We start from the raw sequence: 11,919 nt of genomic DNA, 5'->3' as shown, positions 1-11,919 counted from the left end.
ACATAATCTTTTATAGTGATTTAAAACCCTAGAGTAACTCCAGAGTCAAGCATGATCAGTTTTAGAATTGGACAACTAGCAAAAAGATCAGGTGTGTCTGTCGACACCATCCGTTATTATGAAAAAATTGGATTACTAGAAAAAGCCAAACGGACGACGGGAAATTACCGTCATTATTCAGAACACATACTTTCAGAATTATTATTTTTAAAACATTGTCGCGAATTAGGCATTACCTTACAAGATATTCAAAAGCTCAAAGACTTAGCCGAAAATCCGAATCAAACCTGTATGGAAGTCGATCATCTGATTGATCAATATCTCGCAGAGGTTTCACAGAAGATTCGAAACCTAGAACACCTCAAACAAGATCTGAGCCATTTAAAACAACAATGTTCACAACATCGTACCATTGAGCAATGTGGCATTTTAAAAGAGTTACACCAACCACTTGAGTGTGAACATGAATCACATCAACACAAAAAAGCACCACAAACGTGATGCTTTTTTCTATGTCATAACTGACTTAATCTTGATGCTCATCTGGAGGAACTTCAGTAATACGCCCACCTCTCGCTAGAAATGCAGCAACTTCATCTTCTAAAGCTTGACGCTGTTTCAGCTTGGCAGTGACCGTTAAAGTTTCTGCTTCAGCAAGATCTGCATCATTGGCGCTCGACTCTTCGCTATCTGCACCAGTTTCTGCCGCTTTCGCCTCTTCGTCGTCTACAGCAGAATCTTCTGTGTTGTCTTCGTAATCATTCATTTCCGTCATATTAATCTCCCCACAATGACTAAATTTCTCATCATCGCTATTTGGTCATCAGAACTTGGTGAAATTTAGCAAGCTCTCGTCAATTCGCAAAGTACAATCTTGAGTAAATCGTATTTTTTGCGACCAAATTCACTCTGATTTATAAATGATTGTTTAAAAAATATCTACTATTTTTTAACACGCATATTGTGTGTCTTTCAATGTCCCTAATCCATTGGCTTGTTGCATAAAACGATCTTTGAACCAATCGAATTGTTCAACCTGCTTTAAACCGAAATTTCGCGCCCAAACAAAGGGAAATAGCTCCGAACTTTCTAGCCAACCAATCGCAGACATACTATGCATCATGGCATCATTCTGCCCTTTTCGTTGATGTTCATAACGTAATAAGGTTTGATCATTGGCCCACACACCGCGCTTTAAATCGTGCAGTAATACATCACACAGTACAGCAGCATCTAAGCAACCAATATTCACACCCTGTCCAGCCAAAGGATGAATCACATGCGCCGCATCGCCAATCAATGCCAGACCAGATTTAATATAACGTTGCGCTGCGCGTGCTTTAAGTGGAAATTGAGCCCGAGAACGTACCTCAACCACCTCTCCTAACATATGCAAACTTTCTTGCGTCAATAGTTGCTTAAAGTCTTGATCACTTAATGCTGAATACTCATCCGCATAATCATCAGGCAATGTCCAGACAATCGACTGCCAATAACCATTCTCTTGTGCATCCAGACTGGCCATCGGTAAATAAGCCAATGGTCCTGTCGGCAAGAAAATCTGGCGAGCGACATATTGATTGGATTGTGTGGTTTTAATCGCACAACTGATCGCAGCTTGTTGGTAATCCAACACATCTAAATCGATATACGCCTGCTCACGTACAAAAGAATTCGCCCCATCTGCACCAATGAGCAACTTCGTTTTTAATGTTGTGCCATCCGCCAATTGAATCGCCCAGCCTTGAGGAATTTGCTCAATACGAATCACTTTGACTTGAGTGCGGTAGTCTTTAAGCTGCTGCAACATTTTTTGTTGAATCGCAACATTCAAAACACTCGGCTCGACCATCGAACCCAAAGCTTGATCTGACTGTGGAGGCAGTTCTGAAGCATGTCCAAAATTGATTTCGCCATAGCCATTTTTATTCCAGACCTGCATGCCTGAATAAGGCATTTGACGTGCTAAAGCATCCCAGACATCGACGGTTTTAAGCAGATGAATCGTTGCCTGACTCAATGCCAGTACTCGTGGATTCATCACCGCCAGTGTTTTGTCTTGATCAAGTACAGGCGCAGCATCCAGCACTGTAGCTTGCACGCCACCTTGAGCTAGCAATAAAGCGGTTAAACCACCAACCAAACCACCACCGACGATGACAACATCTAAGATTTCGCTCATGCTTTTAGTCCCATCGCATAGTTGGCAACCAAAGGCTTAACACCCGGAATCACATCAAATGCAATCAGTCCTGTATTACGTAATAATTTGAGGATTGGATTCTGATTACTAAAACCACGCACTACCGAATCACAGAATTTGATCACCCGTTGCTGATCCTTTAGACGTGATTGTTCATAGGCCAATAAATTTTCAGGCGCACCAATATCATCGGACTTCGCCAATTGTTCCATCAAGAAACGAACCAGCACATCAGCATCACGCAAACATAGGTTAAAGCCTTGTCCTGCCACTGGATGAATCGTATGTGCCGCATTACCCATCAAGACCACACGCCCAACGGCTTGCTTATCTGCTAACACTTGTGACAATGGATAGCTAAAACGCTTACCTGTTTTTTCAAATTTTCCAGCACGGTCACCATAGGTTTCCTGTAAAGCATCGAGGAAGTGCTGATCATTTTCTTCACCCAACCATTCTGCCTCCGTGCCCTTCTTCACTGGCCATACGACTGAGCGACGATATTCACCCGGTAGAGGTAAGAGAGCCAATGGTCCTAATGCGCTAAAACGCTCAAAACCAACGTGCTGATGCGGTTTAGAGGTTTGTACGGTCGTCACAATCGCCACTTGGTCATAATCATGCTCATCCACACCTACGCCAATGGCTTGTCGGCAGAAAGAATCACGACCATCTGCCGCAATCACCAACTTGGATTTTAAGGAATGAATATATTCACCATTGCGCATCGCTTCGATTTGGACTTGGTCTGCATCTTGTGTGAGTGAGGTGACTTGCACACCATCAATCAACTCAATCAACGGCTGCTGACGAACCTGTGTCAGCAATACACGACCTAACCACGCGTTTTCAATCACCTGACCAAAGCTTTCTACTTTTTCTTGTTCAGCCACGAGGCGTGCCTTACCAAAACTGCCCTGCTCAGTAATATGCACTTGCAGAATGGGCGTAGCATGTTGCTGTAAGGCTTCCCATAAGCCTAGTTTTTGGTAAATCTGTACACTACGACGTGACAACGCGGTATTACGTGCATCAAAACTGGAATGATAAGGGGCAACATTTTCGTCATCGTAATTCGGATATTTCACAGCTTCTAATAACTTTACTGCGATATTAGCTTTTGCCAACATTAAAGCAAGGCTGAGTCCAACCATACCTCCACCGACAATGATGACTTGTTGCTGCATAATATTATTCCTTATCAGTTTTTCATGACTTGATGTTTCGGGACCTATCTTACTCTAACTCAAATCAGGAAGGGAATTTGTACTTTGTTTGGTCTATGTTTTTAAAATATATTCAAAAGTTGTTTTGAGTATCAAACTAAATAATCTGAGTTCCACAATAATATGATACTCGGAAATGTCATCCGCAACTGTTTGAGACAGGACTCCATTAATAAGATACTGTTTCTGCGACTCATTAAATTAGCTGACAGCAATCAACGAGTTTTGCGGTGAGCAGCGATGTAGCTGCACAAGATAGTTGCCCTTGCGGAACTTCGTTCCTCATACCGAAACAAAAGTAGGTCCAGCCTGAACAAACTAAAGCGATTGAAGCTTTAGTGACGTGCAAGACGTAGTGGCTTATCCTAAAATTGGATGATTACTCAAGAAGATTCCACAAAGATATTTTTTTCAATAAGTTAGAAAAAATTTAAGTTAAACCCAGGGTAAATAAAAAGGCCGATCAATCGATAGGCCTTTTTATTTACCTCAACTTAATTCGCTGCCATCAAACTTTCAATCTCTTCAACAGTTTTCACCACATTCTTGGTCAAAACCAATGGACCATTTTCAGTCACGACAATATCATCTTCGATACGAATCCCGATACCGCGCCACTTTTCATCGACGGTTTCGTCATCAGGTGCAACATATAAGCCAGGTTCAACGGTTACGACCATACCTGCTTCATAAGCACGCCAATCTTCACCAGTCTTGTACGCACCAACATCATGTACATCCATACCAAGCCAGTGTCCTGTACCATGCATAAAGAATTGACGGAATGCTTCGCTTTCAATCAATTCATCGACATCGCCACTCATCAAACCAAGATCAACCAAACCTTGAGTTAATATTTTCACTGCGACTTGATGCGGATATTTATAATGATTGCCGATACGCGTCGCATCAATTGCAGCAAGCTGCGCTTCTAATACAATATTATATAAAGCTTTTTGTTCAGGGCTAAACTTACCGTTGACAGGGAATGTACGCGTAATATCTGACGCATAGAATTCATATTCACACGCTGCATCAATGAGTACTAAATCACCATCTTTTAATGGTTTGTTATTTTCAACATAATGCAAAATACAGGCATTTTCACCACCACCGACAATACTGTTATAAGACGGTACGCAGCCATTCTTCCCAAAGATATAATTGAGTTCTGCTTCAAGTGCATACTCCATCATATTCGGTTTAACGGTTTGCATGGCACGGGTATGTGCTTCGGCACTAATATTCGATGCGATCTGCATCAACTCAATTTCTTGTGCTGATTTTTTCAGACGCATTTCATCAACAATACGATCAAGCTGAATCAACTCAGAAGGTGCAGCACTACCACGACGCTGTTCTGCATCCGCTTTTTGAATCCACTCACTAACACGAGCATCAAACTCTGCTTGTTGACCGATACGATAATAAAGACGTTGTTTATTTGATAGTTTTTCGATGATTTCTTCATCTAATAAGTCAATCGCATAAGCTTCATCCGCATCATAGATTTCAATCGCACCATCAACACCTGCACGATAGCCATGCCAGATTTCCATTTCACGATCACGTTCACGGCAGAATAAACTGTAGCTATAGTCTTCACCTTCTGCAAAGGTTTCGATCACAGCAACTGCTTCTGGTTCGGCAAATCCAGTGAGATAATAAAAACTACTGTCTGCACGATATTTATAATCAGCATCGCGATTACGATACATTTCTGCTCGTGTCGCAATAATGGCAATGCTATTGCAACCTATTTTTTCAGCAAGAAGATCACGGCGGTGTTTAAAATCGGCTTGACTTAATTTCATATAGTCCTTCTGATGAAGATGAATGATTGTAAGTATCTTTATTTATAAGCTGTTAAGGCACCGCCCGAGTTAACTCGGACGATGTGGGGTAAACATTTCGACTACAGTTTGAGGGTCAGCTGCCCCTTCTTGATTTCTGATTTTGGCATGAAAATTTTGCAATAATGAACTTTCAGTTACAGGAATCTTGGTGCGGCCAATGGACAAACTCACAGGAATCAAGCGTACAAACTCATACAGCTCCTGATAGCTTTCTTCGCCCTCTTCATCATTATCCGAATCTTCAAACTCGACTGCTGCAACATCTTGTAAATGTTCAATCAGTTCTTGCTCTTCTGCACGAATATGACCTGAAGCCAAACCAAAACCAAGGACCACACCTGCACACCAATCTGCCAAGGCTTGAACGCGATCAGCTAGCAAGTGATTGTCATCTGGGAGCATCGGTAAATAATCTAATTCATCATCCGATAAAGCATGTGCCACATCTTCTGCTTCATCTGTCAAACTTTCTAGTGCTTCTGGTTGTAAAGCAGGCACATTAAGGGTGTTTAAAATTTGTGACCATTCATCGGTGGTTGGCGCTTGTGTCACACAAACTATACCTGTGAGCAACCCATGTAACTCACTTGGACTTGAAATTTCTTCAATTCCATCAAAATGGGCATTCCATTCCGTCCAACCTGAAATATCGTCTTGCATTCGTTTATCCAATCTCTATACTGCTGTATATATTACCTTTGATTGCAACTCTGTGCGACCTTCGTTATGTTAGAACAATTACAGCGTCTACAAGCGCATATTGGTGTTTTAAAAACACGCTTACATCATTTAGAGCGAGAAAACGCATCGCTCGCTGAAGCTAAACAATTAGCTGAAACTGATCATCATGCACAAGTTGTGCAGAAAAATAGCATCATCACGCAAAAGCAGGAAGAAGTTGATAACTTAACTGAACAACTCACTCAGTTACAAGATCAATTTAAACAACTGAATCAAGATGCAACAACTTTAGCCGAGCGTTATAGCCGTTTAGAGAAAAGCACGACTGATTTAAAAAATCGCTTCCAAGAAATCTTGGCGGAGCGTAATGACTTGCGTGTGAATAAAGAAAAGTTACAAGCACAGCAACGTCATAGTCAGCAAGAGATTCAAGATTTACAACAAGATCGTGATCGCTTGTTGCAAAAAAATGAACTTGCGAAATCTAAAGTTGAAGCAATTATCCAACGTCTTGCGATTTTAGGTACAGCTCAGGATCAACACGCACAAGAAATTCAACAGCTTGCACATCCAAATGCTGAAACTCAAGAGGAGACCTGATCATGAGTGAACCAATTGTTGTCGAGCTTCGCTTAATCGAACAAACTTTCCGCCTCAACACAACTGAGGATAAGCGTGAAGAGTTAGAGCGTGCTGCTGAGTTATTAAATCAAAAATTTCACGATATGCGCCGCAATGCACCACGAGTAGAACATAACAAACTCGTGATTATGGTTGCACTGCAAATGGCTCAGGAAGTATTCAGCTTGAACAAGTCGTTGCAAGAATATGCACACTGCGAACATCTACTCCAAACTATTTTGGAAGATGTCGAACAAACTGTTGAGTAAAATTGCACAAAGCCCCATCAATTAGTAAGTATCTTTACAGATATGTGGGTCGCAAGGATTGTCATCGTGTAAAGATCAGTTATACTAAAGCTATCTCTAGGGTGTTCGCCAGTACGTCTATTCCCCTGCCGATACTTAAATTTATGGATGTGTTCTGTATATTTTGAGTGTATGCCTGCCTCGAGTAGGAAACCCATTAAGTATGCGTCACCTCCACCTTGAACTCATCGGGTTCAGGGTAACGACCATGCAGCGGCACCTCTGGAGTATCTTTTTTAAATATAATTAAAATAATAATTTAACTTCTAATTATATCTTTAATAAAACATTTATTTCGAATGAGCCTTATGCTTTTAACAGTCCCCATTAAATATTTTTATAATAATTCATCACTATCGATTAAATATTGATTTAAAAATACTGTGAAAGAATCTGTAATTTTTATTTTTTCTGCCCCTCCCACTTGATATACAACACCATCCAAACCAAGCTGATCAAGTTGTACCCCATACCCCCAACACCAGACTAAATAGTCCGAAAATACAAAACAGTTCGGATATAAATACTTATCTTTGTCATAGTAGTTTGAAATACTTTCGAACAATTGAAAGTCAGCCAGCGACAAAAATGTAAAATAATTATCATCCATATCTCGGTCAGCGATACCATTAAACTCTAAGAAGTAAGTTCTTAAAATTGGCGATAATTTGACTTGATACTTGTATTCAAAAGCTAAAATTTCCTGCCATGTTGCCGGTGTATTCAAGCTTACATTCTGTTTTTTTAATTTACTTTTAATCTTATTAATCACATCCATGATTTACTCTAATAGATATCAATCTAAATAAAGTAAATCATTTCTGCAGACTCAATGATCAATTCTTTGGATATGACTTATCACTCATCTTTCAAAGCGCATTCATAATTGCTTGGATCTTGTGAGCAACGCACCTGTTTCAACAACTTCATCATATCTTTGTCGTAGAAACCTTCTTGAGTCATTTGAACCCGAGCTTCACGCATCAATCGAACATAGCCTGGTTTATCACTTTCATTTAATTTTAACCAAAATTTATCAGGAATTTTTGCTTCAATTTTATCGACAAATTCAAAGGCAGGACTTAACTGTTTAGAAATAACTTCACGTGCAATCGACCCCATGCCAGCTGGAAATTTATTGCGCTGCATGATCAACGTTCCTGTCACTTGAATCACAGGAAATTTAATAATCCCACCGACGGCCTTGCCTGATTTATCAGTCATGCCTTTTTGCAATTCAAGTGGCTCAAATAAAATGGCTGGCCCTGCCATGATATCAACTTCTTTATTATTAAATTTCCCACCCACCGTCACCAAATCAACTGAGACCGGTTGAGCACCAACGTTCTGTACCAATTTCTTTTGAGTCTCATCAAACTGGAACACAGCAACTTTCTTACCGGCGGCTTTTGCCAAGGTATTAATATTACGATCCGTGACCATGATATAAGCAGCACCAAGCGGTACAACACCGACTACTTCATAGTCTTTATTTATCATCTTTTCATCAAATTTTGGATTAGCTAACACCTGAATTACAGAACTCAGTTGTTTATAGGTTTGCAATGCACCAATCGCATCAATGCTTCCTACAAACTTATTAAACTGCTTTGCACGTAAATTACTGATGCCTGCCCCATCACAGCGTTTACTACGAAAATCCTCAGTCAGTACAGCTTCATTGGTATAAACCTTGAGATTAACCAACGTCGATGCCTGTTTTTTCAATTTTGGATAGTCAAAATCTAATTTGAACTGTAAATGCGAAGGACGCGTCACATTCATGTTCACACCAAACTGCTTGGCTACACGAACAATACTTGGAATTTCGGTAATATAACTGGTTGCTTGCTCAAACGCTTCGCTATGTTCGCCATTCGGAGAAAATACGCATAAGGTGACTTGTTTTGGAATCTGCTGCCAAGTTTTAGGATCGTTCAATAATTGCTTGACTTTGTTTTGTGAATGCGGAGAGAGCGTTAAGTCCAATTTCCCTTCAGGTGCAGCATAACTTGGACTCATCACCCCAAATGATGATGCCAAGATACATGACATCGCCAAAGGTCTTAAAAATGTCGTGAATTTATTATTTTGCATCGCCTGTTCCATCCTTAGCTATTTCCCAATAGTTTTTATTCAAATTAAGGATAAAGCATAGAAATAGAATTGACTGCTTTTATTTGGATAGTGTCAATTGAGTCAAAATACCAAACAATATTCACGATATGAGAATAGCGATCTTAATCGAAAAGTCATTCTAAAAACAATAAATGATTGAAGAATAAAAACTTAAAATAAGAATTTACACATCAAATGCTTATTCTTCTCAGCTTAAATAAACGACCAAACGACATTTTCATCTTGTCGCTTTAATAGAAAATTGGTCTGATGATCATCTTCGACCACAATATGTTGATTCGAGATCATCTTTACTTTTAGTAATGTGTCATTTTCATAAACCAAATCATTTTTGCCTTCTTTAGTTAGGACAAGTATCTGATCAAGTATGATGAGCTCTTTAGAATCCAACATTGTTTTTCCCTCAATAAACCCGCTGTTCAAATATTCAATGAAATTATTAAAATACATAAAACTGACATCTGAAAATGTTAGTTTATGCCGCGCATAGTAGATCACTTTTTAAACAAAGTTAAAATAAATTGTCAGACAGTTCACAAAAATTAAATTTTATGCACAATAAAATCAAAAGAATTAAAAACCATACAAAATCAATCAATTAAAATCGGCCAGATTGATCAAAAAACAGACATAAATAATACTACTTGCAACAATGCGCTGAATGACACTCAAATCAAGGAGTATTTTTTCCCATTCGGTATTATTTGAGTATAAAAAAATGGCTACTCTTGAGTAGCCATTTTAATTGAAGTGAATTACCAGCTTATATTTACACGTCGATTCGGCGCCAAACAACCGACCAACTGTGCATTTGCTTTATTGCCTGCACATTGCTGATATAAATCAGTTTGGCTGTTAGCTTGAATTTGAATGCGCTTTGCATCAATTCCTTGATTCACCAATAGTTTGGCTACAGTATTGGCACGTTGTGATGATAACTGTTGGTTATATGCAAACTTACCTAATGTATCTGTAAAACCTGCAACCACAATTGGCCCTGTTGAATTACTTTGCTTAATACGTTGTGCAATCGAAGTGACTGAACTTGAACCTTGCTCAATTGCACTTGCATTGAAACGGTCAAAGGCAAAAAATACACTGCCTGAACGAGCAGAATTTAAATTTGCATCACTAGGTACCTGATTATTTGCACCCCATGCCATTAAACCTTCACATGCCTCACCTTTCCAAGATAATCTTTCTGAAAGATATTTCTTATCAAAATCAACACGGAGTTGGCAACGTAAATAATCCTGACTATTCGGTTGGCGGATATCTAATACATAGTTCCAAGTCTTTACAGAGAATACGCCTTCGCTAAATTGTGGATTGCCCAAAATATGGCGAATCTGGTCTTTGGTCAAACCGGTATCTAAACGTGCAACATTATCGTATTCATAACGTTGTACTTGTTTGAGATAGCTCTTTTCAACGGCTGGAAATTTAATTTCCTCTTGCTGAACAGAAGTTGTGTCTTCATTTGCATAAGTCGCTACTGAGAAACCAGCAAGAGCAGCTACTGCTAAGCATTGAATCGTTTTTTTCATTTCATTACTCTCTTTATATGTTGAGTAAGGAGAGCGCTCGCTCTCCCCGCCAGTTTCTTAGTTGATGACACCACTGATACCAATACGCACACTTGGATCACCTTGAGATGCAGCAGCTACACCACCAGTAATTGACCAACGACCGTTATCAGAAGTTTTACGTAAAGTGACACCAACTGCATTTTCGCCACCGTGGTAAGCAGCACCTGCTGCATAGGTATATTTACCTGCAACAAATGGAGCCGCTTCGAGTGCCATCGCTGCAGCGATACCAGCATTGGCTTTCTTCTCAACATTATCAATACGTTGATTTGTATCGTAGAACGCCTGTTGCAATTGATCACCGAGATTGGTAATGCGGTTACCCAATTCTTGGTTAGATTGATTTAAGGTTCCAATCGCATCATGAATATTATCTTTGCCTGTACCACCAATATTGTTGGTTTTGATCGTACCGTCTGGATTAACTGTCGTGTTACCGCCAATGCTATTCTTGATGCTGTCAGAAATATTATGAATCTGACCACCATTCACCGCATCTTTAGAACCTTTTGCAATCGTTCCATCTGCGACACCTTTAACAACACGGTCACCATCTTTACCAGCCATATTGACGCTCTTACCACCAGTATCTTTACCGACAGTAATTTCGCCATTTGGTTCCTGTTGCTGAACAAGACCAGACTTACCATTGTTGATGTTGCTGATATTGTTCTGGATGTTCTGAATATCATTTGTGTTCTTGTCAACATTCTGTTTGACATCCCACAACTGACCACCATTCACCGCATCTTTAGAACCTTGCTCAACCTTACCATCCGCAACATTCTTCAAGTTGGTACCCTTATCGCCACCACCTAAAGTCACAGAGTTCTTATCAACATTGCCATCTTTGTCTTTGTCGTATTGAACTGCGTTATCTGAAAGATTACCGATGTCTTTACCAATCTGGTCTTTTAACTTATTCAACTGATCAACATTGACTGCATCTTTACCATTAACACCATCCGCAACATTAGTGATGTTCTTACCGCCGGCATCAATACCATTCATTGTGATACTTGGACCACCTTTGATGGTTAAACCATTATTGTTCAGTAGGGTATTGCCAGTAGTAATACTGTCGAACTTCGCATCTTTCAACAATTCAATCTTGATGCCATCTTCGGTGGTACGGGTAATCACGTTCTCACCGCTGGTTTTGTCTTCCGCTGTCGCAGCATCAGCACCACCCACGATGTTTAACTTATCACCCAACTTACGATGAACATCTTTACCTGCATTACCTGCGAAGTTCAGACCTTTATTGGTCAAATCATTCACACCAGTAGTGACTTT

13 protein-coding genes and 1 other RNA gene are annotated in these 11,919 nt (G+C 39.8%); 4 read left to right on the top strand and 10 right to left on the bottom strand.

What is annotated here, in order from left to right:
- Positions 1-51: 51 nt before the first annotated feature.
- Positions 52-501: a MerR family transcriptional regulator gene (locus F909_RS18495; RefSeq protein ID WP_005145251.1), complete on the top strand. Its 450-nt coding sequence runs from the start codon at positions 52-54 to the stop codon at positions 499-501.
- Between the two features lie 25 nt (positions 502-526).
- Here F909_RS18495 and F909_RS18500 read toward each other — a convergent pair whose 3' ends face one another.
- The 5 genes from F909_RS18500 to F909_RS18520 all read right to left on the bottom strand — a co-directional run bounded on the left by F909_RS18500 (position 527) and on the right by F909_RS18520 (position 5,945).
- Positions 527-775 carry a hypothetical protein gene (locus tag F909_RS18500; RefSeq protein WP_005145249.1) on the bottom strand — a complete coding sequence of 83 codons (249 nt, stop codon included), beginning with the start codon at positions 773-775 and terminating at the stop codon, positions 527-529.
- A 174-nt stretch (positions 776-949) separates the two neighbouring features.
- Positions 950-2,182: an FAD-dependent monooxygenase gene (locus F909_RS18505; RefSeq protein ID WP_005145247.1), complete on the bottom strand. Its 1,233-nt coding sequence runs from the start codon at positions 2,180-2,182 to the stop codon at positions 950-952.
- The gene (gene ubiH, locus F909_RS18510; RefSeq protein ID WP_005145244.1) at positions 2,179-3,390 is read right to left on the bottom strand and encodes a 2-octaprenyl-6-methoxyphenyl hydroxylase; all 1,212 of its coding nucleotides are present in this window, start codon (positions 3,388-3,390) and stop codon (positions 2,179-2,181) included. The genes F909_RS18505 and ubiH overlap by 4 nt, the downstream gene beginning before the upstream one ends.
- Before the next feature lie 533 nt (positions 3,391-3,923).
- On the bottom strand, positions 3,924-5,243 hold the full coding sequence (pepP, locus tag F909_RS18515; RefSeq protein ID WP_005145237.1) for a Xaa-Pro aminopeptidase: 1,320 nt from the start codon (positions 5,241-5,243) through the stop codon (positions 3,924-3,926).
- A 69-nt stretch (positions 5,244-5,312) separates the two neighbouring features.
- Positions 5,313-5,945 (bottom strand): UPF0149 family protein, encoded by a 633-nt coding sequence (locus F909_RS18520; protein ID WP_005145231.1) that lies wholly within the window; start codon positions 5,943-5,945, stop codon positions 5,313-5,315.
- A 66-nt stretch (positions 5,946-6,011) separates the two neighbouring features.
- On the opposite strand from F909_RS18520, the gene F909_RS18525 reads away from it, so the two are divergent.
- The 3 genes from F909_RS18525 (at position 6,012) to ssrS (ending at position 7,127) form a co-directional block, all read left to right on the top strand.
- Entirely contained in the window at positions 6,012-6,566 is a 555-nt protein-coding gene (locus F909_RS18525) for a hypothetical protein (RefSeq protein WP_005145230.1), read from the top strand.
- 2 nt (positions 6,567-6,568) lie between these two features.
- Complete coding sequence (locus F909_RS18530) at positions 6,569-6,856, top strand: cell division protein ZapA (RefSeq protein ID WP_005145221.1); 288 nt, start codon at positions 6,569-6,571, stop codon at positions 6,854-6,856.
- 90 nt (positions 6,857-6,946) lie between these two features.
- Positions 6,947-7,127: non-coding RNA, 6S RNA (gene ssrS, locus F909_RS20655), on the top strand.
- A 105-nt stretch (positions 7,128-7,232) separates the two neighbouring features.
- Here the strand turns inward: ssrS and F909_RS18535 are convergent.
- From F909_RS18535 to F909_RS18555, 5 genes are all read right to left on the bottom strand, one after another.
- Positions 7,233-7,673, bottom strand: a complete 441-nt coding sequence (locus F909_RS18535; protein ID WP_005145219.1) for an SMI1/KNR4 family protein — start codon at positions 7,671-7,673, stop codon at positions 7,233-7,235.
- A gap of 80 nt (positions 7,674-7,753) precedes the next feature.
- Positions 7,754-8,992 (bottom strand): putative solute-binding protein, encoded by a 1,239-nt coding sequence (locus F909_RS18540; protein WP_005145216.1) that lies wholly within the window; start codon positions 8,990-8,992, stop codon positions 7,754-7,756.
- Between the two features lie 234 nt (positions 8,993-9,226).
- Positions 9,227-9,427 (bottom strand): hypothetical protein, encoded by a 201-nt coding sequence (locus F909_RS18545; protein WP_005145215.1) that lies wholly within the window; start codon positions 9,425-9,427, stop codon positions 9,227-9,229.
- A 362-nt stretch (positions 9,428-9,789) separates the two neighbouring features.
- On the bottom strand, positions 9,790-10,581 hold the full coding sequence (gene tpgA / locus F909_RS18550; RefSeq protein ID WP_005145213.1) for a trimeric autotransporter adhesin/peptidogylcan-associated protein TpgA: 792 nt from the start codon (positions 10,579-10,581) through the stop codon (positions 9,790-9,792).
- 57 nt (positions 10,582-10,638) lie between these two features.
- The coding region (locus tag F909_RS18555; RefSeq protein WP_005145207.1) for a YadA-like family protein at positions 10,639-11,919 on the bottom strand (1,281 nt) is incomplete at its 5' end.

It is taken from the genome of Acinetobacter sp. ANC 3929, assembly GCF_000369405.1.
GTDB lineage: Bacteria > Pseudomonadota > Gammaproteobacteria > Pseudomonadales > Moraxellaceae > Acinetobacter.
Note: the sequence above shows the minus strand (reverse complement) of the source record. Positions and strands in the feature narration are given on the sequence as shown.